This is a genomic window from Fictibacillus sp. 5RED26 (genome assembly GCF_015903895.1).
Lineage (GTDB): Bacteria > Bacillota > Bacilli > Bacillales > Fictibacillaceae > Fictibacillus > Fictibacillus phosphorivorans.
This window is the reverse complement of the sequence record NZ_JACZDU010000001.1, coordinates 611,001-636,883: the sequence shown is the minus strand read 5'-3', so window position 1 is coordinate 636,883 and position 25,883 is coordinate 611,001. Positions and strand designations below refer to the sequence as shown.

Annotated in this window: 31 protein-coding genes and 2 riboswitches; of the genes, 10 read left to right on the top strand and 21 right to left on the bottom strand. The window is 37.9% G+C overall.

The genetic code is table 11. The features are described 5' to 3' along the window. Window positions 1-202: 202 nt before the first annotated feature. From IHV10_RS03370 to IHV10_RS03360, 3 genes are all read right to left on the bottom strand, one after another. Window positions 203-379, bottom strand: coding sequence for a hypothetical protein (locus IHV10_RS03370; RefSeq protein ID WP_197127321.1), 177 nt, complete (start codon window positions 377-379; stop codon window positions 203-205). Between the two features lie 40 nt (window positions 380-419). After that, window positions 420-1,421, bottom strand: a complete 1,002-nt coding sequence (locus IHV10_RS03365; RefSeq protein WP_305069414.1) for a S8 family peptidase — start codon at window positions 1,419-1,421, stop codon at window positions 420-422. A gap of 357 nt (window positions 1,422-1,778) precedes the next feature. Continuing rightward, window positions 1,779-2,939 (bottom strand): S8 family peptidase, encoded by a 1,161-nt coding sequence (locus IHV10_RS03360; protein ID WP_197127319.1) that lies wholly within the window; start codon window positions 2,937-2,939, stop codon window positions 1,779-1,781. Window positions 2,940-3,244: 305 nt separating this feature from the next. Between IHV10_RS03360 and IHV10_RS03355 the strand changes: the two genes are divergently transcribed. Further along, complete coding sequence (locus tag IHV10_RS03355) at window positions 3,245-3,739, top strand: peroxiredoxin family protein (RefSeq protein WP_197127318.1); 495 nt, start codon at window positions 3,245-3,247, stop codon at window positions 3,737-3,739. 73 nt (window positions 3,740-3,812) lie between these two features. Here IHV10_RS03355 and IHV10_RS03350 read toward each other — a convergent pair whose 3' ends face one another. Then, on the bottom strand, window positions 3,813-4,265 hold the full coding sequence (locus tag IHV10_RS03350; RefSeq protein WP_197127317.1) for a PaaI family thioesterase: 453 nt from the start codon (window positions 4,263-4,265) through the stop codon (window positions 3,813-3,815). 136 nt (window positions 4,266-4,401) lie between these two features. Here IHV10_RS03350 and IHV10_RS03345 point away from each other — a divergent pair, with 136 nt between their 5' ends. The 4 genes from IHV10_RS03345 to IHV10_RS03330 all read left to right on the top strand — a co-directional run bounded on the left by IHV10_RS03345 (window position 4,402) and on the right by IHV10_RS03330 (window position 7,623). Next, a complete protein-coding gene (locus IHV10_RS03345; RefSeq protein WP_197127316.1) occupies window positions 4,402-4,833 on the top strand; it encodes a DUF4395 domain-containing protein in 432 nt (143 codons plus the stop codon). Window positions 4,834-5,137: 304 nt separating this feature from the next. After that, entirely contained in the window at window positions 5,138-5,866 is a 729-nt protein-coding gene (locus IHV10_RS03340) for an ABC transporter ATP-binding protein (RefSeq protein WP_197127315.1), read from the top strand. Next, window positions 5,856-6,893, top strand: coding sequence for an ABC transporter permease (locus IHV10_RS03335; protein ID WP_197127314.1), 1,038 nt, complete (start codon window positions 5,856-5,858; stop codon window positions 6,891-6,893). Before IHV10_RS03340 ends, IHV10_RS03335 begins: the two co-directional genes overlap by 11 nt. Window positions 6,894-6,966: 73 nt before the next feature. Next, the gene (locus tag IHV10_RS03330) at window positions 6,967-7,623 is read left to right on the top strand and encodes a TetR/AcrR family transcriptional regulator (RefSeq protein ID WP_197127313.1); all 657 of its coding nucleotides are present in this window, start codon (window positions 6,967-6,969) and stop codon (window positions 7,621-7,623) included. A gap of 41 nt (window positions 7,624-7,664) precedes the next feature. Here the strand turns inward: IHV10_RS03330 and IHV10_RS03325 are convergent, their stop codons facing one another. The 3 genes from IHV10_RS03325 to IHV10_RS03315 all read right to left on the bottom strand — a co-directional run bounded on the left by IHV10_RS03325 (window position 7,665) and on the right by IHV10_RS03315 (window position 8,605). Next, window positions 7,665-7,805 (bottom strand): hypothetical protein, encoded by a 141-nt coding sequence (locus IHV10_RS03325; protein WP_197127312.1) that lies wholly within the window; start codon window positions 7,803-7,805, stop codon window positions 7,665-7,667. 81 nt (window positions 7,806-7,886) lie between these two features. Further along, a complete protein-coding gene (locus IHV10_RS03320) occupies window positions 7,887-8,174 on the bottom strand; it encodes a hypothetical protein (protein ID WP_197127311.1) in 288 nt (95 codons plus the stop codon). Then, on the bottom strand, window positions 8,171-8,605 hold the full coding sequence (locus IHV10_RS03315; RefSeq protein WP_197127310.1) for a VOC family protein: 435 nt from the start codon (window positions 8,603-8,605) through the stop codon (window positions 8,171-8,173). Before IHV10_RS03315 ends, IHV10_RS03320 begins: the two co-directional genes overlap by 4 nt. 141 nt (window positions 8,606-8,746) lie before the next feature. On the opposite strand from IHV10_RS03315, the gene IHV10_RS03310 reads away from it, so the two are divergent. Further along, entirely contained in the window at window positions 8,747-9,124 is a 378-nt protein-coding gene (locus IHV10_RS03310) for a glyoxalase superfamily protein (RefSeq protein ID WP_197128183.1), read from the top strand. Between the two features lie 58 nt (window positions 9,125-9,182). Here the strand turns inward: IHV10_RS03310 and IHV10_RS03305 are convergent, their stop codons facing one another. After that, the gene (locus IHV10_RS03305; RefSeq protein WP_197127309.1) at window positions 9,183-10,343 is read right to left on the bottom strand and encodes an acyl-CoA dehydrogenase family protein; all 1,161 of its coding nucleotides are present in this window, start codon (window positions 10,341-10,343) and stop codon (window positions 9,183-9,185) included. Window positions 10,344-10,658: 315 nt separating this feature from the next. On the opposite strand from IHV10_RS03305, the gene IHV10_RS03300 reads away from it, so the two are divergent. From IHV10_RS03300 to IHV10_RS03290, 3 genes are all read left to right on the top strand, one after another. After that, entirely contained in the window at window positions 10,659-11,711 is a 1,053-nt protein-coding gene (locus IHV10_RS03300) for a hypothetical protein (RefSeq protein WP_197127308.1), read from the top strand. Window positions 11,712-11,780: 69 nt separating this feature from the next. Further along, entirely contained in the window at window positions 11,781-12,464 is a 684-nt protein-coding gene (locus IHV10_RS03295; protein WP_197127307.1) for a response regulator transcription factor, read from the top strand. Further along, window positions 12,451-13,863 (top strand): sensor histidine kinase, encoded by a 1,413-nt coding sequence (locus IHV10_RS03290; protein WP_197127306.1) that lies wholly within the window; start codon window positions 12,451-12,453, stop codon window positions 13,861-13,863. The genes IHV10_RS03295 and IHV10_RS03290 overlap by 14 nt, the downstream gene beginning before the upstream one ends. Window positions 13,864-13,982: 119 nt before the next feature. On the opposite strand, the gene IHV10_RS03285 is transcribed toward IHV10_RS03290, so the two are convergent. The 12 genes from IHV10_RS03285 to IHV10_RS03230 all read right to left on the bottom strand — a co-directional run bounded on the left by IHV10_RS03285 (window position 13,983) and on the right by IHV10_RS03230 (window position 23,713). Then, a complete protein-coding gene (locus IHV10_RS03285; protein ID WP_197127305.1) occupies window positions 13,983-14,378 on the bottom strand; it encodes a CBS domain-containing protein in 396 nt (131 codons plus the stop codon). Window positions 14,379-14,420: 42 nt separating this feature from the next. Beyond that, on the bottom strand, window positions 14,421-15,575 hold the full coding sequence (kdpDN, locus tag IHV10_RS03280; RefSeq protein WP_197127304.1) for a KdpD-like non-kinase potassium sensor: 1,155 nt from the start codon (window positions 15,573-15,575) through the stop codon (window positions 14,421-14,423). 87 nt (window positions 15,576-15,662) lie between these two features. Next, window positions 15,663-16,214 (bottom strand): potassium-transporting ATPase subunit KdpC, encoded by a 552-nt coding sequence (gene kdpC / locus IHV10_RS03275; RefSeq protein ID WP_231619448.1) that lies wholly within the window; start codon window positions 16,212-16,214, stop codon window positions 15,663-15,665. Between the two features lie 91 nt (window positions 16,215-16,305). Beyond that, window positions 16,306-18,318: a potassium-transporting ATPase subunit KdpB gene (gene kdpB / locus IHV10_RS03270; RefSeq protein WP_197128182.1), complete on the bottom strand. Its 2,013-nt coding sequence runs from the start codon at window positions 18,316-18,318 to the stop codon at window positions 16,306-16,308. A 126-nt stretch (window positions 18,319-18,444) separates the two neighbouring features. Then, a complete protein-coding gene (kdpA, locus tag IHV10_RS03265) occupies window positions 18,445-20,112 on the bottom strand; it encodes a potassium-transporting ATPase subunit KdpA (RefSeq protein WP_197127302.1) in 1,668 nt (555 codons plus the stop codon). Between the two features lie 12 nt (window positions 20,113-20,124). Next, complete coding sequence (locus tag IHV10_RS23065; RefSeq protein WP_370568951.1) at window positions 20,125-20,193, bottom strand: potassium-transporting ATPase subunit F; 69 nt, start codon at window positions 20,191-20,193, stop codon at window positions 20,125-20,127. An 8-nt stretch (window positions 20,194-20,201) separates the two neighbouring features. After that, window positions 20,202-20,309, bottom strand: coding sequence for a hypothetical protein (locus IHV10_RS03255; protein WP_156499132.1), 108 nt, complete (start codon window positions 20,307-20,309; stop codon window positions 20,202-20,204). A gap of 23 nt (window positions 20,310-20,332) precedes the next feature. Continuing rightward, window positions 20,333-20,608, bottom strand: coding sequence for an HPr family phosphocarrier protein (locus IHV10_RS03250; RefSeq protein WP_066392488.1), 276 nt, complete (start codon window positions 20,606-20,608; stop codon window positions 20,333-20,335). Window positions 20,609-20,685: 77 nt separating this feature from the next. Then, window positions 20,686-20,823: a hypothetical protein gene (locus IHV10_RS03245; protein WP_197127301.1), complete on the bottom strand. Its 138-nt coding sequence runs from the start codon at window positions 20,821-20,823 to the stop codon at window positions 20,686-20,688. Window positions 20,824-20,846: 23 nt separating this feature from the next. After that, the gene (locus IHV10_RS03240) at window positions 20,847-21,260 is read right to left on the bottom strand and encodes a hypothetical protein (RefSeq protein ID WP_197127300.1); all 414 of its coding nucleotides are present in this window, start codon (window positions 21,258-21,260) and stop codon (window positions 20,847-20,849) included. Between the two features lie 232 nt (window positions 21,261-21,492). After that, window positions 21,493-21,644, bottom strand: a riboswitch (cyclic di-AMP (ydaO/yuaA leader). A gap of 57 nt (window positions 21,645-21,701) precedes the next feature. Beyond that, a riboswitch (cyclic di-AMP (ydaO/yuaA leader) is annotated at window positions 21,702-21,848 on the bottom strand. 281 nt (window positions 21,849-22,129) lie between these two features. After that, window positions 22,130-22,378, bottom strand: a complete 249-nt coding sequence (locus IHV10_RS03235) for a hypothetical protein (protein WP_197127299.1) — start codon at window positions 22,376-22,378, stop codon at window positions 22,130-22,132. 51 nt (window positions 22,379-22,429) lie between these two features. After that, window positions 22,430-23,713: an MFS transporter gene (locus tag IHV10_RS03230; RefSeq protein WP_197127298.1), complete on the bottom strand. Its 1,284-nt coding sequence runs from the start codon at window positions 23,711-23,713 to the stop codon at window positions 22,430-22,432. A 231-nt stretch (window positions 23,714-23,944) separates the two neighbouring features. Between IHV10_RS03230 and IHV10_RS03225 the strand changes: the two genes are divergently transcribed. Further along, window positions 23,945-25,129, top strand: coding sequence for a DHH family phosphoesterase (locus tag IHV10_RS03225; RefSeq protein WP_197127297.1), 1,185 nt, complete (start codon window positions 23,945-23,947; stop codon window positions 25,127-25,129). A gap of 193 nt (window positions 25,130-25,322) precedes the next feature. Here the strand turns inward: IHV10_RS03225 and IHV10_RS03220 are convergent, their stop codons facing one another. Next, window positions 25,323-25,763, bottom strand: coding sequence for a MarR family winged helix-turn-helix transcriptional regulator (locus tag IHV10_RS03220; RefSeq protein WP_197127296.1), 441 nt, complete (start codon window positions 25,761-25,763; stop codon window positions 25,323-25,325). Window positions 25,764-25,883 lie beyond the last annotated feature (120 nt).

Genomic DNA, 25,883 nt, shown 5'->3' with positions numbered 1-25,883 from the left:
CTTCTTTTCAAATCATAGAAGCAACTTTCCAGTACTTTTTCCCCCAATGAAAAGCGAACAACCTGGAGCAGAAATCAACTGCTTTCAAAGAGCATTAATAAATACGAACACATTTTTCTGAGTACTTAAAAAAACGACAAAAAAGCTAATCCATGTGAAAATACCTCATCTCACTGAATCAGCTTTTATTCCATCTATTCATTTAAGCACTTTCCTTTTCCTTTTCCTTTTTCTTTACTGCTTTCTTTCGCTTTCTTTTCTTTTTCTTTTGAAGCTCTTCTTCTTTTGCCCGATTCTTTGCTCGTCTGCTCATCTCTTCATAGATTCTAATGCATAGTGTCGCAAAGCTGATCAGCAACGCAATAATTTTGTACGCCATCCCCATACACGCCCTTTCTTCCTAAGAAACGGGGCAAACTTTATGAATCTGACTCTTTCGCTGCAGCCGTTTCAATAGGAGTTCTCATCGCTCTTAAATTCTCCTGATCGCAAACTGCTTTTTCTTGTGCATTTAAAACTAGCAATCCATTTCCTTCTGCTTTCTTTGTTAATCCGATACTTAACGTATTTTTTACCAATTGAGCGTAAACCTCCGCTTCTGAAAGTTCACGGCCAAACAATTTTTCTTCTCGTTCAATCAGTAATGCAGCTGCTCCCGATACATGAGGCGTCGCCATAGAAGTTCCAGATAACTTTGCATATTTATTTCCTGGATAGGTTGAAACAACATCAACGCCCGGAGCAACAAGGTCAATCTCATCATTGGTGTTTGAAAACGGAGCAAGTTTCATTTTAGCATCCACTGCACCCACTTGAACGACCTCTTTATACGCGCCAGGATAAGCATGCTCATTCGTATTTTCCTTATTATCCCCTTCGTTACCTGCTGCACAGACTACAAGCACATCTTCCAATACGGCTCTTTGAATAGATTCATGTAACTCAGGTACATCCGTCGGTCCACCAAGAGACATCGAGATCACACGTACTCTTTCTCCGTTTTCTCCTCTCCATTTGACTGAGTAATCAATAGCATCGATGATTCCTTGATATGATCCACCGCCATCTTTACCAAGAACTCTACAGATCAAGAGTTTCACATCTGGAGCCACACCAGCTACACCGGCATTGTTTAAAGTAGCTGCAATCGTACCTGCAACATGTGTTCCGTGATAATGGGCATCTTGATAATCTTCTTTATTCCCATCAACAAAATTCCGTCCATCAATGACTCTTTCAGCAAGCTCCGGATGGCTCGTGTCACAACCTGTATCTAGTACTGCAACAACCACACTCTGTCCTTTTTCACCTTCACGCCAAAAAGCTGGTGCATTGATCATCTCGACTCCGTATGGAATCTCTTCTTTTGATTCTTCTATGACTTCTTCTAACACAAACGGAATTAAGCAAACTTCACTCATCATCTTTACCTCCTTTTTATTTAAAAAGAATGTTTTGTAAAGAAAGTGACGCTAGGAAATACAAGGGGAATTTCTGAACCTCCCTTCTTATAGAATGTAATACACGTAAGAAAAAAGATTCTAGTTGAGGATTTATATTACTATTCTACCAAATTGTTAAAAGTTACCACAAGTCCTGTATTTAAAATGAGCTATTAAGTCTACATCGACATTTTACGCAATGCGAACATATGTCCTTATCCTTAAATTCCAACACGATTCGACGAGATTTGCTAGTTCTATTAAACTATGGCAAATAAAAAACTTCCAAGGCTAGAACAAATCTAGCCTTGGAAGTTTGAAAGCATAAATAAAAGATTAGTAGCGTACTGCGTCTGCTGCGTTTACACGACCTTTAGAGTAGTAAGATCCTGTTCCTGAGATTGGATCTGCAGTGTTCTCGATTGCAGCACGGATATTAGAAGCACTTCTTCCTTGTGAAGCAAGTAAGCCTGCAACACCTGCTACTAGAGGACAAGCCATGGATGTACCAGACATGTAAGCATATCCTCCATTACGTACAGTAGAAGCGATGTCTACACCAGGAGCAGCAACGTCAACCCAAGATCCATAGTTAGAGAAAGAAGCACGAAGGTCATTGCGGTCAGTTGCAGCTACTGCAATGGCACCCGAATAGTATGCTGGGTAGCTAGGTGCTGAAGTGTTTTCGTTACCTGCTGCGGCAACTACAACTACTCCTTTAGAGACCGCATAGTTTACTGCGTTTTGTAATGAAGTTGCAGATCCAGGTCCGCCAAGACTTAGTGAAACTACTTTTGATCCGTTATCTACAGCATGGTAGATTCCGTTCGCAACATCATCAAGAGATCCGCTTCCGTTCGCATCAAGTACACGTACAGCATAGATAGATACGTTTGGTGCCATACCTGCGATACCTCTAGCGTTATTCGTTGCAGCTGCTGCGATACCAGCAGCATGTGTTCCGTGGTCGTTCTGATCCATTGGATCCCAATCATCACTTACATAGTCATACCCTTTAATGACTTTTCCAGCTAGATCAGGATGATTGTAATCAACACCTGTATCAATGATTGCTATTTTTGTAGTAGATGAACCGCGTGTGATGTCCCAAGCTGATTGAGCACTTACTTTTTGAGGTGCATATTGTACTCCGTTTGAGAAATACGTGTCATTTGGAGTCCAGCTCGCATGGTATGTATAGTTTGGCTCTGCATACTCTACATCTCCACTCGCTTCATATTCTGCAATGGCTGCATCTACGTTTCCGTCTTTTACTTTGATTACATGAAACTTAGAGCCTTTTTCTTTTACTTCATCTTTTCCTTTTACTGCTAGCGACTTTACTTTTGACTCTGACACGCTGTCTTTAAATTTTACGATAATTTCTTGAGGTGTAACCTTTGCTTTCACCTCTGTGCTTTTTGCAGCTGCCGCTGGTGTTGCAAGTGAAACTACTAATGGTAAAACCGCTGCCATCGTGGCAATCTTCTTAATCATTTACTTCACTCCTCTAATTTGGTGTTGAACTACAATTTCTAATATAGAGCCCAATTTACAGAAAATAAAGAAGAATTTTACTATTCTAACAAAAACAAATATAAACTACTAATTTTTAAAAGTTTTAACTTAAAATAGGAATAAAGTCATTGATTAGACTCTTATTTTATTACTTCTTTCCTCATCTAGACGTAGATATGACCTAGTATGAAGAGTGATTTTTTTAGAATTAAAAAGCTTAAGAGTTTAAAATTTTCTGCAAGAGGAATACCTAAAGAAGAAACTTATTTTGGAGGGATGTTCACATGTTACAAACAGGAGACACTGCACCTGACTTTACTATTAAATCCGAAACCGGAGAATCTTTCTCCTTTTACAATCACCTTGAAAAAGATGATCGTTTTCACTTACTTGTCTTCTTCCGTGGTGAATGGTGCCCGGTATGTAATGATCAATTGAAAGAGCTAGAGCAAAATATTGATACATTCAAAGAATTGAATACTCACATCATCGCGATTTCTACTGATGAAGAACAAAATCTAAAGAAGATGAAGGACAAACATTCCCTTTCTTTTCCTGTTTTCAGTGATACAGAGCGTGTGGCGGGAGAAACATATGGGGTTCAATACCATAACGGAAAATTATATGAAGATCATGGTGAACATGGAGAACCAGCGTTATTTTTAGTTGATGATCAAAAACGAGTTGTCTATTTTGATATTCAAACAGGACCTTTCGGACGACCAACAGCAGAAGATTTAAGAAAGACAATAAAATATATTAAAAAAACGTTAAGATAATATAAGAAAACGACGAAGTGAGGCCGTACCAACCTCACTTCGTCGTTTGTTGTTTTCAGGTTTGTGAATCCACTTACCCTTCTTCTGTCCCTACAAAATATTCATTCTTCCGATAAGATAGAGCGCTCACATGAGCAACAAGCTCTTTATCGTTCTCCACTCTCACTTCATACCAAGAAGTTCTATGATTACGTTTAATCTCTATAGCTCTTGCTGTAATTTTATCACCACTTTGACATGCAGCGTGATATCCAATATTTACAGAAAGTCCTACTGATGTTTTTCCATAGGAATTACATGCTACAGCAAAGACAAAATCAGCAATGGCAAATAATGCAGCACCATGTGCTGTACCATGAGCATTGAGCATATTTTCAGAGATTGTCATTTGTGCTACTGCCGTTCCTGGTCCAACCTCTACTAATTCAATACCTAACCACTCTGCAAAAGTATCATTCTTTAGCTTTTCCTCAATCTCCTTCGCATACTGAAAATGCACATCACGATCGTCTCTTTTTATCTTCATTATTCTCACCTCGCTATAAGACATTCTTGTTATAACAAACAATCCCCTTCTTTCATTAATAAGGATTAACACTTCACATTACTGACGAATACATTTACAATAAGATAACTAAACCTATGAGAAAGGTCGGATTTACATGTCCCACTCCTCCATTTCAATTCCAAGACCTTTAGTGCGAACAAATCAGTGGTTCATTTTTTTATCAACGCTAGCAACATGGCTTTCTGGTCAAACTTGGCTTTTGTTATTTCCTTTAATTGCTGGACTTCTAGGTATGTTCTTCGATTACAATCCTATAATGAGAGCTGCTAAATTATTCTTGAAAAAGAAACCTTCTGAATACATTCCAGAAGATAAAGATCAGCAACAGTTTAATCAATTGATTGCGATCTCACTCCTTACTGTAGGATTTTTAAGTCATTTAATGGGATGGAGTACTCTAGCTTGGATTGCTACTATAATGGTTGCAACAGCTTCGTTCGTAGCCATACTTGGCTTTTGTATCGGGTGCTTTATCAGGTTCAGATGGCAGCAATATCGTTACAAAAAAGCTCAAGACTCTAACTAAAGCATAAAAAAGAACCATTCCCTTTACCTGTGAATGGTTCTTTCCAATTTTATCGCTTCAAATACAAAGCTTTGTCTAGATCCTATCGAGAGAACGACTCCCTTACTCCCTGGAAAAACGAATCTTAAGTGTTCCTATTTTTCTAAATGAATAGCTTTTTCAGTTAACAGAAATTTGATTACAAATTTTCCCACTATAACCTCACATGAAAATGAGTGAGTACTCACTTGACGATTTGAATCCTACCGCATATGATATTTATTAATGAGTGATTACTCACTTTAATTCTGGAGGTGGTTTCCATATGCAAACCGTAATTCAAGTGAAAAATGTTTCTAAAAATTATCGATCTCATCAAGTGTTACAGAACATTGATTTAACGGTGAACAAAAATGAAATCTATGGATTGCTGGGTCCATCAGGTGCTGGGAAAACAACACTTGTTAAGATGATTGCAGGGATCGAAACCCCAACAACTGGCAGTATAAGTGTTCTTGATTCGGATATGCCAAAACTTAACACCATGTCACAAATTGGATTTATGGCTCAATCTGATGCTCTTTATGGAGAATTAAGCGGAAAGGAAAATCTTGAATTTTTCTCCTCTATTTATGGTTTAAAGGGACAAAAACAAAAAGAACGGATCGATCAGGCATCAGACCTCGTAAACCTTACAAACTTCCTGCAAAAACCCGTTAATCAATATTCCGGGGGCATGAAACGGAGGTTGTCTTTAGCTGCTGCACTCTTGCATGACCCGAAGATCCTCATTCTAGATGAACCTACTGTAGGAATCGATCCAGTTCTCAGGCAATCTATATGGGATGAACTGTATAAGCTAAGCAAGAGTGGTACAGCGATCTTAGTCACAACACATGTAATGGATGAAGCAGAAAAATGCAACCAGCTGGGAATGCTTCGTGATGGAAAGCTAATTGCATCTGGTTCACCAAGAGAACTAAAGGATAACACTTCAAGCACTTCAATCGAAGAAGCATTTCTTTATTATGGAGGTGTTCATCATGCGAATTAAGGCACTAGTGATCCGGATAATCAGGCAATTCGTGCGGGACAAACGTACACTCGCGATGATGTTCATTGCCCCTCTTCTCATCTTAACGCTTGTGAACCTCGTTTTTTCAAGCAATGACTATGAACCAAAGATAGGCGTTGTCAGTGATCAACAAATGGTTGTAGACAAACTGAAATTATCAGATAAAGCTTTCATAGTTTATCAAAAGCGTTCAGAAGCTCATCAAGACTTATCAGAAGAAAAACTTGATGCCGTACTTGAAGTCGAACTTCCCTCAACTACTATTACTCTAGAAGGAAGCAATCCGACAGCAAACAAGGCTTCTATTATGATGATTGAAAAGACATTGAAAACAATGCCGGATCAAGACACAGAAAAAACAAAATTAAATCCGGAGATTCATTATTTGCATGGTTCAGCTGATATGGAAACTTTCGACTATATCGGTCCATTCTTAATAGGATTTTTTATTTTCTTTTTCGTTTTTTTAATCTCAGGGGTTTCATTTCTGCGCGAAAGAACGACTGGAACACTTGAACGGCTGCTTGCTACTCCGATGCGTCGATGGGAAATGGTAGTTGGATATGTTTTAGGCTTTGGCATTTTCACGATTCTACAATCAGCCATTATTGTTTCGTTCGCCATCTATGTTCTCGATATTATGATGGCTGGGTCTCTTTGGTTAGTAATTTTGATTACACTGATGCTTGCTATAACGGCCCTCTCACTCGGAACATTACTTTCTGCTTTTGCAACGAACGAACTGCAGATGATTCAATTCATCCCGCTCGTCGTGGTACCGCAAGTGTTTTTCTCTGGCTTATTTACCATTGAAACAATGGCAGATTGGCTTCAGCCCCTGAGCTATATTATGCCTTTAACATACGGAGGAGAAGCGATAAGGGATATAATGATTCAAGGTGACGGTTGGGGAGATGTTTACGGAAACGTGCTAGTGCTCCTTGGGTTCTCTCTTTTATTTATGATATTAAACGTACTCGCTTTGAAAAAACACCGCAGACTATAAGATAAGCGTTTGTACTGCCTGACTTTAGTGTCTATAATGAAGAAAATGTACGTTTTTAAAAGGAGTAGCATTAATGTCCAATTCAGACTGGATTAACGACCTAATTAACGATCACGATGTCCCAACGATGAGCGATAAACAGCGAAAAATCTTAGAAGCAGCCATCGATACATTCTCAGAAAAGGGATATGCCGCTTCTTCTACGAGTGAGATTGCCAAAAAAGCTGGAGTTGCTGAAGGTACGATTTTTCGTCATTTTAATACGAAAAAAGAGCTGTTGCTTGCTATTGTTACACCAACAGTAGCAAAATTTGTAGCTCCCTTCTTCATCAAGTCCTTCACTAAAGAGGTATTTGAAAACGAATATGAACATTATGAAGATTTTATAAGAGTGATTGCTAAAAACAGGCTTGAATTCGTTCGGAAGCAATTTCCTGTATTAAAAATTTTTATTCAAGAGATTGCTTTTCACGAGGAATTACGCGAGCCTTTTCAAAAGCTTTTCACTGAACATGTTTATCAAAAATTCAAGAAAATCATCGAGCACTTCCAAGAAAAAGGGGAGATTGTTTCCCTTCCTCCGGAAACGATTATGCGCATGACTGCATCAAGTATCATAGGCTATATCCTGCCACGCTTTCTTCTCTTCTCTGATAAAGAATGGGATGATGAAAAAGAAATTGATCAAATCGTGGCGTTTATTATGTATGGTCTTACAGGAAAACGATAACGTAAAAACAGAACCCGCTTTCTAAAGAAACGGGTTCTGTTTTACTCTACTAGTATTTGAGGTTCGGGGGTAAAGTGAGAAAGTTGAACATTAGGATCAGTTGTTGTCGGTGACATTACCTTAGCAGCGGGACTAATAGCAATGAGCAAACAAATGATGACAAATATATTCACTTTCTTCATACACTCACCTCCCACTCTTCACTTTAAATCTTCATTTATCCTCGAGATTCATAATATACATTACCCAATATTCTCACAGTCTCAAGCCTGTTTTTTTGGTGTGATCGGTTTTAGTGTGCTTTTTTCACTTAATAGAATAACGAACAAGCAAACAGCAAGAACTAAAAATATAATGCCAGAACCCATAAAGCCATTTGAATAGGATGGTATATCTACAGTTGGAACCCTCTCATTGATTTCTATTCCTAAAAAGAACACACCAATGCTGTCTCCATCGACCTGGGTTTCAGCAACCTCCCTTAGATTTAGTCCATAGGTTAACAATAAGATACCTAATATAGAAAAAAGGATACCTATTAACCACCTCATCTTTCAATCTCTGAAACAGTTTCTTTCCGTAAAGTTTTATACTTTGGACTCAGGACACTCCAAACATCAAAACAATTTCCATCTGGATCGAAAAAAACGAAATTCTCACCGTCATGTCCACGATCTTCAATATCTCCTGTTTGTATGCCCTGAGTTCTAAATTCAGCATGCAAGATATACAGTTCTTCCTTTCCGTCTACTTCAAATGTTAATGAAAATCTTTTATCCCCTTTGTAGTCTGTAAAGTTTGAAGTCTCATCTTTCAATGACCTCACTAGAAAAAAACTTTGGTCTGCTAGATCTAGTATGGCTTTTTCCTCATCACAATAGTTGATCGTTGCACCAAGCTCTTCAGCGTACCACTTAGCTGAATGATCAACATGCAAAACAGGTACATAGGTCGTACCTACACGGATTAGTTTTTTATTCAAGGATATCTCCTCCTCATAAAATAGATTTATTTAATATAAAAAATTCTTCTATTAAAAGAAAAATCCTCCTAGAAAACAAGGGAACTCGTCATGCGTAGCAGAAATAGTCTTATAACAAAATACTTGGAGAGTGATTACTTCATGAATCATTATCAATTTAAAAATACAATCCCTGTCCTTCGAATATTTGATGAAGATAAGGCAAGAGAATTCTACTTTGATTTCCTTGGATTTTCATTAGATTGGGAACATCGTTACGAAGAAGATTTCCCCATCTATATGCAGGTTTCTCTAGGGGAATGCTCTTTACACCTATCCGAACATCATGGTGATTCGAGCCCTGGAATAAAAGTAAGGATACATGTTGAAGGAATCGAAGCCTACCATCAATTTTTGGCAGAAAAAAAGTATAAGTATGCTAGACCTGGACTTGAAGAGGCACATGGCTTTAAAGAGGTTAGAGTAGGTGATCCATTTGGTAATGAATTTTGTTTTGTAGAACGGATTGAATCACTGTAATATGTTTTCAGAAAACGAGCAAAAAGACACCTCGAGTTAAAACTCCAGGTGCCTTTTTTCATTTATCTAACGCTCTTTTGGCTAGCGTACTAATAACCATATCATCCATCGGAGGATTATGAAGCCCTGCTCTAACATCCCGGTAATGTCGTTGTAGGGGGTTTGACATAGCTAGACTTCTTGCTCCAACAATCCTCATAGCGAGATCAACCACCTTTGCGGCCGCATTCGTTACAACGTGCTTCACTGCCATCAATTCTGGACCCATTTGCATTCTGCGATGAGGTTCATTTACCCATATTCGAGCAACACTGTATAATAGCTCTCTAGCATGAAAAAGCTCAAGCTCCATCTCCCCCACCTTTCGTTGCACTTCTGGTACTTCTCCTATTGGTCCTCTCAGACTGTTGGGTTTGTACGTTTTTGCAAAGTGAACGGCTTCATTGCGAGCTGCAACCGCAACGCCAATGTAACACGCTGGTATATGAAGCAGCCACGCTTTTGGCAATTCGCTTTTGCCTCGTTCTTGTTCGACTAAAGCATTGTTTTCAACTTTTACATCCTTCATGATAAGATCATCACTTCGAGTTCCACGCATCGCTACAGTGTCCCACGTTTCTTCAATTGATACACCTTCGGATTTCATAGAAATCATGAAATTCCCTTTCTTACCCGTATCTCCTACCTGTGCCGAAACAATTGCATAATCAAGGGCTGGGGCCATAGAAGTGAAGGTTTTCCTACCATTGATAATCCACTTATCATCATTTTGAAATGCTGTTGTTTGCGGCATTCCTCCACGAGTAGGACTTCCTGTTGCTGGCTCCGTTGCTGCACGGTTCACTAAAACTCGATCATTCACTACCATTTCACAAAGCATCTTAAATATTTCATCATCCCAAGTTCGCTCTTCTGCAAGTTCTAAAAAACAGCCAAGGTGCCATCCGATACACAAAGCAGTAGCTGCATCACCAGTCGCAATTTTCTCTTGTAATAGAACAAACTCGTACAAACTTAATCCTTCTCCACCAAACTCAGTCGGAATGGTTAATGATAGGTACCCCGCTTCTTTTAACTCTTTTATATTTTCAAATGGAAATTCACTTTTTTGGTCATATGTGTCCGCTCTCTTAGCAAATCCACCAGCAAGAGCATCAATCTTATCAAACCATTCTTGCTGTTTCTTTGTTTTTATATATCTTTCATATAAATAATCCACACGATGACAATCCCTTCTTAACAAATCAAAACACTATGGTTTTTAAAAATAGTTTATGCCCTTTACATAAAAAACGGCAAGGTATTAGTCCTATAATTCCCCTTTGACATCTTACTGACACATTAATCCTTCATGATCACTATATGAAACAGCTTATTTTAGAAGAATATATGAGCTCAATTGAATGTTAATTAGATTTTATAAATTTTTTTATATTTTACTACGCCTGACATGATGCTGACACGTTCAATGGTTACATTATTGGTACAAGGAAAGAAACACAACACTTTAGAAACTTAGTAGGAGGAACATTCAATGAAAAAGAAAGTAATCGGATTTACAATCGCAGGTGCATTACTAGTTGGTGGTTATGCTACAACTTCTCTTGCAGCAGATGATGATCGTTCTAGTTTGAATTCAGTTTCAGAAAAATGGGAGATAAAAGACAAAAGGTTTGGACACAAACATTTCAGAGGTTTACTTAAAGGAAACTCAGAAGAATTAATTAAAAAAGCCAAAGAACTTGGAATTGCTACAAGTGGGAAAGATGCTGAAACGCTCATGAAGGAAATTCGTGACGCAAAAATCAAAAAGGAAGCAAAGGAATTAGGCATTAAGACTTCTGGTAAAGAAATTGATACACTCTTTGAAGAAGTAAAGCTAGCTAAACTAAAAGAAAAAGCTAAAGAACTTGGAATCTCTACCACAAACAAAGATGCCGAAGTTCTACGCGATGAAATTCATATGGCAAAGATTAAGAAGGAAGCAAAAAAACTAGGTATTGCAACTGATGGAAAAGATGAACAAACATTAAGACAAGAAATCAAACAAACCACTCTAAATAAAAAAGCAAAAGAGCTTGGCATCTCTACTGATGGCAAAGACCAAGAAGCGCTTCAACAGGAAGTGTTGACTGCTGCGATAAAAAAAGAAGCTAAATCATTAGGTATTACTGTGGACGGAAAAGATATTCGTGAAGTTGCTCATGAAGTTACACGTGCAAAAGTAAAAGCTGATGCAAAAAAACTTAATATAACGATTGATGGAAAAACCATTCCAGAAATCGCTTCAGAAATCAAAAAGAAAAAGATAGAAACATTAGCAAAAGAACTTGGCATTTCAACAAAAAACCGATCAACAAGAGAACTAATTGAAGCTATTGAAAAGAAAGATGCAAATAAACTAGAAGCATTAAAAGATGAAGACTTCTTCCCTCTGATGGGTAAAGGTTACGGAGGCTTTGGACCAGGTGGTCACCAAATTAAACATCATAAAAAAGGACAGCGTTTCGAAGGTGAAGCACCTCCTTCAAACAATAAGATGCAACCTCAGATGAATGAGCAGTCCGAGTTCGGAATCGATATGTAAAGCCTATGATCCCCAGTCTATAAAACTGGGGATTTTTACAGTATAGTATGAGTAACAGGAGGTATGAACATGAAAAGTATATTGCTAGTAGAAGATGAAGTAACCATATCAAGAGTATTAAGTGTCTATTTAAAACACGAAAACTTTGATGTTGTTCAAGCATTTGACGGTAAGACCGCACTTCAACAGTTCAAAGAAACTTCCTTTAACCTAGTATTGCTTGATGTAATGCTTCCCGATCATGATGGGTGGTCAATCCTTCAAGAGATTCGTCGAAATAGTTCATGCCCTGTTATCATGCTCACAGCCTTAGGAGACATTGATTATCGCTTGAAAGGATTAAATCAAGGAGCAGATGACTACATAGCAAAACCCTTTATCGGCGAAGAAGTAATTGCGAGAGTTCATGCAGTCCTTCGTCGATCTACGAATGTACTAGAAACCGAGAACACAAAACAATACGGAAGTCTGAGCATCAACTTCGACTCTCATTCTGTAAAAATAAATGGTGAGCCTATCATTCTAACACCAAAAGACACCTCCTTATTGCTCTTTTTGGCCAATCATCCAAACCGCACCTACACAAGAGAGATTTTAATTGAACAAATATGGGGCTTAGATTATTATGGCAGCGAACGTGCTGTAGACTTATCGATCAAACGTGTTCGTCAAGCACTCTCTGCATGGCCAGACACACAAGGAGAAATCCGAACACTTAGAGGACTGGGGTATCAATTCTGTGTATACGAATAAAAAAGGCAGAACAACTTTATTAAAGTATTGGACCACCCGATATGTCCTCACCCTCTTTATTGGTCTTCTAATCTTAGGTTTATGTTCTTTGTGGTGGATACGGCATACGGCTTTAGAAAATCGTTTAACACTCATGGAATACATGGCAGCTGATACAGCGGATCGTATTGAATCCGGAGATAAAAAGAATGATTTAGGTCGGTTCAATCGTAAACTAGATGATCGCGCAGAACTATTGCAGATGGAAAAGCCACCTGAACTATATATTACGGATTTGAATGGTAACATTCTTAATCTGAAATCTATAAAAAAGAATCCAGATGCAAATAAACCTACATTAAAATTGAATGCTATCCCGGTTGAAATAGTAGACAGTGAAAAAACAACTAACACATTTAAAGTGAATGGCAAGTCTGCCTATGCAGTCAAAAAACCTTTAATATACGCTGGAGTCCAAGCAGGTTGGGTAATTATCATACAATCTGCCTCAAACCTCTCAGATGTAGATCAGGGTTATCGTCTTCCTATCTTCCTATTGATAAGCCTTGGTCTTCTCGGATGGTTGATCATCTATATTTTATTGAAAAAGATTCTAAAACCCATCCAAGATGTGGCACATGCTGCTTCTCAGATTAAAGATGGAAATTACGACATTCAATTAGCTACAGATGCTAAAGAACAAGAAATTTATGATCTTTTAACTTCCTTTGAACAGATGAGTACGAAGTTGAAGCATTTAGAAAAGCTCCGAGCAGAATTACTGGCAGGAGTTACACATGACTTAAAAACACCTGTTACGTCTATTAGTGGTCTCGTGCAAGCTGTTAAAGACGGGATTGTTTCGGGAGATGAAAAAGAAGAATTTCTGCAGATTACAATGAAGGAAATTTATAGATTGCAAAGGATGATTGAAGATTTATTAGATTATAACTCTCTTTCCGCTGGGGCTTTTACGATGCGTAATGAAACATGCAACATGAACGAGCTTGTTCAAGATATCGTTCACCAATGGAGTATGACCAAGAACAAAGAAGTTATATGTAAGGCTATTGTTCCAGAAAGCTTAATATATAGAGAAGTTGATCCACTTCGTTTACAGCAGATCATCATTAACCTCTTAAACAATGCTTATCAAGCTTTAGGAGAAAAAAAAGTGATCAGCGTTGTCTTGTACGAAAATAGGATTGAAGTGACAGACACAGGGTCAGGGATTTCCGAAAATGAACAGCCTTATATATTCGAACGGTTTTTTCGTGGTGAAAAGAAAAAGTTAAAAGTGCGCGGCCTTGGCCTTGGACTACCATTTAGTAAAATGCTAGCAAAAGCGTTAGGTGCAGATTTAGTTCTTAAAAAAAGTTCCCTTACTGGAAGCACTTTTTTAATAGAATGGAAAAAATAAGTATGACGCATTTACAAGAACGCACGTTCGTGTTATGATTATTTCAGGTTAGGCCATCCAACAGCCTACCTCCCCACCAGTGAGACCGGCCTACCCAGCCGGTCATTTTTTCATAAATCTTACACCTTACTCAAATAATGAATGATGTCCATTCTACGTATGATACCGATAAACACTTCGTTGTCATCCACAACTGGTACGAAGTTTTGAACGGCAACAAGCGACATTAAGTCTTCCATCTCAGCATCAATATGAACAGGCCGATAGTCCCTGTTTACCATTATGTCCTTAATATAATGATGCTCACTATTTTGAAAAGAAAGACCTTTTGTGTTTTTAATTTTCCATAAAAGGTCACCCTCTGTGATCGTTTTTATATAATGTCCCTTTTCATCAATTACAGGTACAGCGGTGTATCTGTGATACTCCATCTTTTCCATAGCCTGGCGAATGGTTGATTCTGCATGTAAACAGATCACTTCTTTCTTTGGAAGAAGAAAGAATGCAATATTCATAACTTGTAAATCCCCTCTTGATTGTAATTTTATTCGTATTAATTATGACTGTTCTTCAGAAACGATGTGTATGTCTATGTTTTTTGAATTTCTCATTATACTGTTAACAATAGAACCCTTTGTAATCTCTTCCCATCTCGTTCTTGCAGATTGGCCTAAAATAATCTGAGTAATATGATGTTCTTTTGCGACATCTGTAATAACTTGTGGTATTTTTCTTTGTCTGGATCTTTCTAGAATAAATTTAGCGTTAAATTCTACAGCAAGTTTTTTCCAGCCTCTGATTCTTTTTCGCTGTTCTTGAGAAATGTTCCCTCTGTGATCGATCAACACATTCAAAACATATAATTCTGCATTTAAACGATTGGCTATTCGCCAGCCTCTTCGGATCAGCTTTTCTGCACTTGGACCATATTGTACACAGACTAAAATTTTTTCTGCCACACCTGTTGGACCACTATCGGTAAAGACGATATCGGATTTTAAGAGCTTTTCATCTACATCATCTGCAATTTCACGGAGAGATAATTCACGCAGTGCACCTAAATTGTTCTTAGTAAAAAAGTTGTTCAATGCCTGGTCTATTTTTTCCTGCGCATAAATTTTACCTTCTATTAAACGTTGCCTCAGCATTTCTGGTGTCACGTCAATTAAGATTACTTCATGTGCAATATCCAGAATCCTGTCAGGTATTCGTTCGCGAACTGCTACTCCTGTAATATGCTGAACAATATCATGAACACTTTCAATATGTTGGATGTTTACTGCTGATACAACATTAATTCCGGCATCAAGTATTTCTTCCACATCCATGTATCGCTTTTTGTTTTTTGAACCTGGAACATTGGTATGGGCCAATTCATCAATTATGACCACATCTGGTCGGCGTTCAATGATCTTTTCTATATTTAACTCTTCTAGTTTTTTATCTTTGTATTCAATGATTTTTTTAGGTATGATTTCAAGATCTTTAATTCTTTCTGCTGTTTCTTTTCTACCATGGGTTTCAATTAAGCCGATTACGATATCGACTCCTTGTTTTTTTAAATCATGAGCTTCTAAAAGGATTCTATACGATTTACCTACACCTGGTGCTGCTCCAACGAATAGCTTTAACTTTCCCTTTTCATCTTGATAGATTTCCTGCAGAAATTCTTCAGGCGTTTTCCTTTTAAGTTGAGGGTATTTATCATACATTTACGCACCTCGTTATCATCATCATCGACTACAAACCAAGAAGCAAGAGCCTTTACCCTAAGTGTAGAGTAAAGGCTTTGTCTTCTACTATTGTAACAATTTCTCTAAAGCAATATTAAGTGTCAGTACATTCACGCGAGGTTCACCAAACAGACCAAGCTCTCTTCCTTGAGTATTTTCTTTAATCAATTTTTTAAGTTTTTCTTTATTTATTCCTGTTGCTTCTGCAATTCTTGGAACCTGTACATCTGCAGCCTCAGGAGTAATATGCGGATCAAGTCCGGATCCGGAGTTTGTGATTAAATCAATCGGAAGCTCGTTAACAGGTACAGCTGGGTTAGCCTTTTCCCATGCAGCTATGCTTTCTTTCATTCGTTTCATCATATCTTCATTTGAAGGTGCATAGTTTGGACTTCCAGAACCAGCCGCGTCGTACTCGATACTGGAAACACGCCCGCTGAAGTATTCGGGTTTCGTAAACGTTTGACCAATAAGTTCAGAACCTATTACTTCTTTATCTTCATTATAGATTAAGCTTCCATCCGCTTGCTTCGGCATAACGACTTGTGCAATTCCTGTGACAACAACAGGATATACAAGACCGCATATCACCATTAAAGCAAGGGAAAGGCGAAGCATCTTAACGATATTGTTAAAGATAAATACTTTTTCATTATGTTGATTTAATGAATGTGATTGCATATCAATCAATTCCTTTCTTTTCTAACGGTTACACGAACAAGTGAACAATCAGATCAATCAATTTTATTCCGATAAAAGGTACGATTACACCACCGAAACCATAGATTAGGAGGTTACGTTTCAATAAAGCATTTGAACTCATCGGTTTGTAAGCTACTCCTCTCATAGCCAGAGGAATGAGCAATGGAATAATAATCGCATTAAAGATTAACGCAGACAGTATGGCCGACATCGGTGAGCCAAGCCTCATGACATTGAGTACTTCCATCTCAGGAATCGCCAGCATGAACATCGCTGGGATGATGGCAAAATACTTCGCAATATCATTCGCGATACTGAATGTTGTTAACGCACCACGAGTCATTAGCAATTGTTTCCCAATGGAAACCACTTCAATAATTTTCGTCGGATCGGAATCCAAGTCTACCATGTTGGCAGCTTCTTTCGCTGCAGTCGTCCCACTGTTCATGGCAAGGCCAACATCCGCTTGTGCAAGTGCTGGTGCATCATTCGTTCCATCACCAGTCATCGCAACCAATTTTCCTTCTGCTTGTTCACGCTTAATTACAGCGATTTTATCTTCTGGTTTACTTTCAGCAATAAAGTCATCCACGCCGGCTTCTCTTGCTATTGTTTTAGCTGTTAATGGGTTGTCACCTGTACACATGATCGTTTTGATTCCCATTTTTCGTAACTGTTCAAAACGTTCTTTCATTCCAGGCTTTACGGTATCTTTTAAATAAATCAGTCCGTATATATGCTGATCCACAGCTACTGCCAGCGGCGTTCCACCTTCAGATGCAATTCGGTTTCCTTTTTCTTCAAGGTCATGTGGCACTTCTCCACCAGTTGCAAGTACCCAGTTTTTAATTGCGTCTACCGCTCCTTTTCGTACTTTTCTTCCATCTTTTAAGTCGATTCCGCTCATTCGCGTTTCGGCTTTAAACTCAATAAATTCTCCATCTTCACCAAGGTATTGATCAAACGATAAGTGTTCTTTTTTCATGAGTTCCAAAACGGATTTACCTTCTGGTGTATCATCTTTTAATGAACTGATGGCAGCCCATTCCCCAACTGATTTTTTCGTATCGAATCCTACTGGTACAAATTCGCTTGCCATACGGTTTCCGAATGTAATCGTCCCCGTTTTATCTAGGATGATCGTATTGATGTCACCTGCAGCTTCAACCGCTTTACCAGACATAGCGATTACATTAAATCTCGTAACACGGTCCATTCCAGCAATACCGATCGCGGATAAAAGTCCACCGATTGTTGTCGGAATCAAACAAACGAGTAATGCGATTAAGACCGGTACTGGTATGTCAAAACCTAGATACTTTGTAAAGAATGGAAGTGTTACAACTACAATCATAAAAACAAGTGTCAAACTCGTTAAAACAGTACTTAACGCAATTTCATTCGGTGTTTTTTGACGCTTCGCTCCTTCTACGAGGGAGATCATGCGATCAAGGAATGATTCTCCTGGATCTGCTGTAATTCGTACTTTAATTTCATCACTTACTACACGTGTTCCTCCTGTTACGGAGTTAAAGTCACCGCCAGCTTCTTTAATTACAGGAGCTGATTCTCCTGTAATCGCCGACTCATCAACAGAGGCAAGACCAGATATGACTTCACCGTCTCCTGGAATCATTTCACCTTGTTTTACAATAACGATGTTTCCTTTACGAAGATCAGCTGATGAAACTCTTTTGTGTTTACCGTTTTCAAGCACAAGGTTTGCATAAACTTCTTTTTTCGTTTTCTTTAATGAATCAGCCTGTGCTTTCCCTCTTCCTTCAGCTATTGCTTCAGCGAAATTTGCAAACAGGAGGGTTATAAACAGAATGAAGGTTACAGCAATATTGAAACCAACTTGAGTTTGGTCTCCAAAAAAGGTTAATAATAATGTAATTACAAAACCAATTTCAACAACAAACATGATAGGATTTTTAATCATTACCCTTGGATCTAGTTTAATAAAAGATTCCTTTATCGCCTGATTCACGATTTCTTTATTCATCATTGTTTTATTCATTTGTACTTCCTCACGATTCTTTTTCATCGGGCCGTTCCCACCTTTATTTGGAGGAACGTACTGAGATAATTCTTTTTTGGTCCTTAAGCCTTGAGCACCCATTATTCATTCACCTCTCTACAGCATCTATAATGTTAAATATTCGGCAATCGGGCCTAATACCAATACTGGGAAGAATGTTAAAGCCCCAACAATAAATACAGCCCCAATAAACACACCTGCAAATAGCCCGTTATCTGTTCTGAACGTTCCGATCGTTTCTGGAACGGTTCGTTTTACAGCCAATGATCCTGCAACTGCAAGCATCGTTACAATGGAAAAGAATCTTCCAAGATACATAACGATTCCGGTAGAAATATTCCAGAAGTTTGTCGCATCTCCTAATCCTTCAAAACCAGAGCCGTTATTTGCTGCTGAAGAGGTATATTCATAGATTACTTGTGAAATACCATGAAAACCTGAGTTCGAAATGGCCTCATGTCCGAGTGGTGTAAAGAAAGCTACAGCAGATGCTCCTAAAATAAGGAACGGGTGGATTAACAACGTCGCTGCAATCAGCTTCATTTCTTTACCTTCAATCTTTTTACCTAGAAATTCCGGGGTACGTCCCACCATTAATCCAGATAAGAAAACACCAATAATCGCATACATTAAGACGTTGACAAACCCTGCCCCTACACCGCCATAAACGGTATTTAACATCATATTGGATAATGTAACTAATCCGCCTAGCGGAGTCAGTGTATCATGCATCGTATTAACAGCCCCCGTTTCTGAAGCCGTTGTAACAACCGAGTAAAGTGAAGACTGAGCGACACCAAATCGTACTTCCTTTCCTTCCATGCTTCCTTGATCATGTTGCACACCTAGAGCATTGATTGCTTGGTTCCCTTGATATTCGGCACTTAGGGAGATGCCAAGGAACATAATAAACATCATCGTCATGGAAACGAAAAGAATACGTCCCTGCTTTGGATTTCCAACCATCTTTCCGTACGTAAACGGTAATGCCATCGGTAATAGGAGCATCAATAAGATTTGAATAAAGTTGCTCGGCCCGTTCGGGTTTTCAAACGGATGCGCTGAGTTAACTCCGAAAAATCCACCGCCGTTATTTCCTAATTCTTTTATGGATAAAAACGAACCAACTGGGCCAACTGCAATGTTTTGTTTTCCACCTTCAACTGTAGTCGCTGTAACCGTTGGATCTAATGTCTGCGGTACTCCAAGTGCAACGAAAATGAGTCCTGTTACAAAAGCGATCGGTAGTAACACACGAATGATACCCCTAACCATATCCACAAAAAAGTTTCCTAAAGACTTGCCAGATAGCCCACGAATGAATGCGATTGCTACTGCTAATGCTGTAGCTGGTGCAACAAACATCATGAAAAGAATGCCAATCATCTGTGAAAGATAGGATAAACCACTTTCACCACTGTAATGCTGCAGATTCGTATTCGTCATAAAACTTACTGCTGTGTTAAACGCAAGGCTTGGATCCATGTTTGCTATCTTACTCGGATTCAGAGGCAAACTGCCTTGGAAACGGAAGATTAAATAAACTAATAGAATCATAATCGCATTGATCACAATGACTGATGAAGCATAAACTTTCCAAGATTGATTTTTATTTTTCATTCCACTAATGGAATAAATCAGTTTTTCGAAAGGATAAAAGAGTTTGTTCTTATTCGAATAATTGAACGAGTTCGCTAAATAAATTCCTACTGGTTTTGCAAGTAAAAGAGCTATAAGTAGAGTTATAGCTATAGAGAGTAAACTGACTAACAACGGAAAAACCTCCTAAAATTTCTCTGGATTCAATAATACGTAAAGAAGATACACCGTTGTTAAAACGGCTAATCCAAACATGACAGTCATCATTTATTTACACTTCCTTCATCAACAACACTTGATGACCATTTTGCTAGACCCATCATTAAGACAGGCATTCCTACCATCAATAAAACCATCATCACATCTAACATTTTTACACCTTCTTTTTATTAGTTCATTGTTCTAAGTAACCATTCAGCATTAGAGATAAATTTTTGATAGCCTCTTGAGCATCACAACCTTCAATTCTAAGTGTGATCGGTTCGTTTTGATTTCTTGAATAGTGTGACAAAAAGAATAGATTAACGGATAGTAAGCCTTTCGCATTAATCTGTATGCCTTGATAAAAGAAAAGAATCTCACTTTCGAAAGAACCAGCAGCATTGACAAATTCATTGATCTGTCCGATCGACAACCTTTTTGGCAATAAAACAACTGACTCTGTCCCCATGTTTTCACCCTGCCTATCACTGGTTTGGATTTACAGAGGGAACATCTTTTCTTTGATGGGTTCCCTCCTGTAATTGCTTAACCTTTACTTCTAAGCGTGTCTTGTATGATCCATTTTGAGAGACTATGTTGAATCACACTTGCATAATAAGCATTCAATTGATCTCTTTTCGCTTTTAACAAAATCTGTTCAATTTCGTTTGGACTTAATCTCATAAATGAATTCCTCCGCTCTTTTTTTATGAAGAAAGTAAGAATTGAATATTTCCGGTTTTGTTATAGATTACGTAATCTGCACCTAACTCCTTATAAACTCTGGAAATATACCGTGTGTCTGATTTGATGACATAAACAGGTATGTTATAAATGCTGCGAATGAGTTCAATCGTTTGGCAGCATTCTAAAAATCCAGATTCAACAACAATGATTTTTTGAACAAAAGGACCTACCATCTCGATAACTTTACGCTTGTCAACATAATTCATGACATATACATGTTGAAACCCAACTTGTGAGAGTCTTTCTGCTTCTTCTCGGTTAGGAACACAGAGAACAAGAGATTGATAGTCTTCACACAATCTTAGTTTTGAAATAAAAACATCTGAAACTAGATCAGGAAACATAATGAGCACGTTCCCAGATGATTTCTCCATCGTTCCACCCTCCATCTCTTAAAGAAAACTAGGCTAACTTCTAGCCTCTCATGTCAGCCTTAGTTGCACTTATACTATCGTCTTAAACTTGTTAATACGCCGAAAACCATCGTGCCGACAAGTTATACTTTTGGATAGTGAAAAAAAGGCAACAAAAAAGAAGCCTGCGGAAGAGGAACTCTTCTCGCGGCTTCTACACATACTTGAATAAGCGTGTGAATACACGAAATTTGTTGCCTCTCTCTGTACGCTTACGGAGTTAGCTGACGGATTCGGGCTTGAGAGTAGCCCTACTCGATCTCTCGAGATTCACCCCATGCAGACGCAATGGCCTGCGATTGGTTCCCCCGCTTCCTAAACTTAGGAATTAAGCGATAAAGACGCATGATATAATAATCATAATTTGTAAAATTGTTATTATTACTCTTTTTTAATGTTCACCTTCCCTCTCCTACCACGCTTACGAAGTTAGCTGACGGGTTCGGACGGCAGAAGTCGCCCGACTTAAATAAGTTTCACCCCTGGCAGTGAAGAACTGAACTGCCGATGGTTCCTCCGTTCCAATAATGGATTCAGCGGTCATGGAAAAAATTTAAAGTTTTACGATAAGCAATATATTACTCCTGGTTTCAGCCGTTGTAAATCCATTAAAAACTCTAAAATATTCATATTTCGTATAAAAACGAATTAAATAAACTTATTTAAGAAACAAAAAACAAACAAATCATCTTTTTTCTTTTACTTTCTCAATTTTTCGATACATTTTAAAGAAAATAATAGTTGTAATATTCTAAAAAAATCCAAGTTTTGAACTTAAATTTTTTTAAAAAAATAAAAAAGCTAAGCAAATTTCACTTTGCTTAGCTTGGTTAAAACGATCTAAAATCCAATCTCTGTCTTTTAGTCCAGAGCCATACGCCTGTGAACAGATGGATCGCAAACACTACAAAGACAGCTCCATAACTTTCTGTAATCCAGCTCACAAACCAAATGATCGGTAGAGCTAAAAAAAAGTTAACAAGCAACAACACCCATGAAGTTCTCGCTATAGCTACAAAGAATAGAATAATTGGTAAGATTAAAAAAATCCAGAATAGTACGTTTTGAAAAGTTGCCATGACTTCCCCTCCGCTTTTCATTATAAAAGGGCTTCGCCATAATCTCCAGCTTTAAACTGGTACTTTTTCTAATTCAAATTCATTTTTGTTATCATTTTCTTCAATATCATACCTGGGTAGAGTGAACATGTAGAATAGTCCAACAAGAATCAGACATCCTCCCACAACCCAGAACAGCATTTCTACGGTTAGAATTTTCGGGAAAAACACAGCGATTAAACCGAGTGTCATGGTGTGAGATAGCATATTGATCGGTGTAATCCATCCTTGAACACGTCCCATCATTTTAGGGTCTACGATCTTAGGTAACCAGCCACCGATTCCAATATTGATTAATGGAATGCTAAACCCAGCCAATCCTGTAAAAATAAAGAATGTCAACACATTTGGCGCGATGGCGCATAAACCAAGTGACAATCCACTTACGAATAGACCAAGAACAATCGCATACGAGAGTCTGATCTTTTTAGCGAGCATCGAACAAATAACACTCCCTGTAAGGATAGATACACCAAACACGACACCCATCCACATCATCATTTGCTCGTAATTATCTGGAGCGAGTTTATATTTCATGATAAAAGCCGGCATAACTGACAATCCACCATTTACTATACCAAACAAGAAAAAACCAAAGATTAATGAAAGTAGAAGCTTAGATTGTTTAATGTAATTGAACCCCGCGACAAAATCCTTCCATACCATCTTAACACGAATATCTTTGAACCTGTGTTGTCCGTTCGGCAGACGAACATCTTCATCAACTCTCATACTCATAATTAATAATGCTGATATAACATATGTAACAAGGTCAAATGCAATTGCTCCTTGTATTCCTACACTCCAATAAATAAAAATGGCAATCATGTTCCCAAAAAGCATAAATAAACTACCTACCATTTGATTCAATCCAGCTGCAATTGCATAATCCTCTTTCGAGAGTACACCTTGTACCATCGCTTGATCAGCAGGAAAAAAGAATTTACCTACTGCACTTCTTAAGAATAAGATAGCAAAAATCAAAGGCATCCAGTCTAGCCATATAGCACCCATTAATAAGAGGCACAGCCCTGCACAAATCCAATCACAATAAAGCGCGATTTTTTGACGATCCATTCGATCGGCTAATACCCCTACGATAAAGAAAACAGCGAGTGTTGGCAGAGAATACATCAATTCTGCAAGTGTGGCATAAAACGGTTGTTCACCGAACTTATCCAACAAATAAAACATAAAAGCTGTAACGCCTATAATACTTCCCATCATTGAAGTAAAACCAGCAAAAAACAGCTTGCTGAAGTTTTTATTCTGAAACACTTTCAGAAACTCCTTCACATCATAACCCCCAACTTTACATAATTTGCATCATTACCATTTTCTACCTAATGCCATCAATTGTAAATAAATTCTTGTGAAATTTCATAAGAATGATTTAGCATATTCATTCCGTTTTCGGTGTTAAAATCAGCTGAATTTGTAAATGAAAAGAATACTACGATATAAAGGTTGAACTTTATGCTTTATGACGATACTCTAGACAGAGAGCATAATAGAGAGGATACTAACATGATTCATTTATTTTCACACAACGATTTAGACGGAAAATCATGCGGTTATTTAGCACAACTAGCATTTGGAGACAACTGTAAAATATCGTATTGTTCACATGGAACGATTAATGACCGTGTAGAGATGCTGCTTGATAATCCGAGAGAAAGAAAAACAGAAATTATCATTACAGATATTGCGGTTAACGAAGAATTAATGATGCGACTTGATGAACGATCTAATGCAGGTGGAAAAGTAAAGCTGATCGACCACCATGCAACAGCGCTTCATTTCAATGGGTTTGATTGGGGGCATGTTCAAGTTCGTTATGATGATGAACGTTTAACTTGTGCTACTTCCCTTTTCTATGAATATTTGATCGAGAACGGTAAGCTTAAACCAACAGGTGCGCTCGATGAATATGTAGAACTTGTGCGTTTATATGATACGTGGGAATGGTTTGACCAAAAAGTTGAAGCTAAGCGTCTTAACGACTTATTCTTTATCCTTCCTCCTGATAAATTTGAGGATCAGATCATGGATCGTTTAAAAGGTGATTCTTTTCAGTTTTCAGAAACAGAAACAACGATTCTGGATCTTGAAGAAGAAAATATTGCAGATTATATTAAAAAGAAACAACGTCAGATGGTCGAAATCTGGGATACTTGGTCTTTAGGCGAAGGATCTGAAGAGAAAACGTATAAGGTTGGTATTCTTCATGCCGAACGTTATCACTCTGAGCTTGGGAACGAGATCAATCGTGAGAATCCTCACTTAGACTTGATTGTGATTCTAAATATCGCTAACAAACGGATCGGTCTTCGTACCATTCATGAAGAGGTGGATTGTTCGATCTACGCCAAACAATATGGCGGCGGCGGGCATCCAAAAGCTTCTGGCGGAAACATGACTTCTGAAGCATTTGAAAAGTTTGTTGTTGCTGCATTCCATGAACAACCTAGACGAATCGATGCACCGAAGAACGAGCACAACGTGAAGGAAAATCCTGATGGCAGCTTATATGTGAACAATCATCGTGAAGTATCTAAGATCTATTCAGAAGATAATCAAACATGGCTGATCACACATAAGACACATCCGGTAGATGAAACATTTGCAAGCTATCAAGACGCTGAAAATTACGTGAAGCGCCATTTTGAGGGCTGGTTAATGCGAGATGATGAAGCGAATAACAATAACTAATTTATAGTAAATACCTTGGCTACAATTGCCAAGGTATTTTAATTTTGTAGATCACTTGTCATCATTTTCATTGAACCATTGACTCTGAATATCGAATATCTATGTTACATCATTCATGTGAATAGAATTGTGATTTAGTTAGGATAAAAATTGTAAAGACGCTTAGAACCAATGCTAAGCGTCTTTTCGTCTATTATTTTGAATGATCTTGCAACTGTTCTAACATACTTGTCAATGTTTTATTCAATATTGTAAGTTCATCTTTTCCCATCGGAATATTATCAACAAGCTGATCCGGTATACACTCCGCTTTTTCTTTTAGTGCTTCTCCTTTTTCAGTCACAGAAACAATTACACTGCGCTCATCTTGTTCTGATCGTTTTCTTTCAACAAGACCATTTAGCTCCATGCGTTTTAACATTGGTGTTAAAGTACCGGAATCTAAAAACAAGCGCTGGCCTAATTCTTTTACAGACAATGAATGTTTTTCCCATAAAAGAAGCAAAACTAAGTATTGTGGATATGTGACGTTGAGTTCTTTTAACAACTCTCGATAAAGCTTTGTAATCTCACGTTCTGCTGTATAGATTTTAAAACATATCTGATTTTCTAATTTTAACGTTTCACTTTTCATGATGTTTCCTTTCTTTTTATAAAGGGTACTTGCATTATAACACAATTTAGTTTTACACAATTAAATTGTTTGACTCTACAAAAAGTATGCGTTATGATGATTACGAGTTATTCAGTTGTA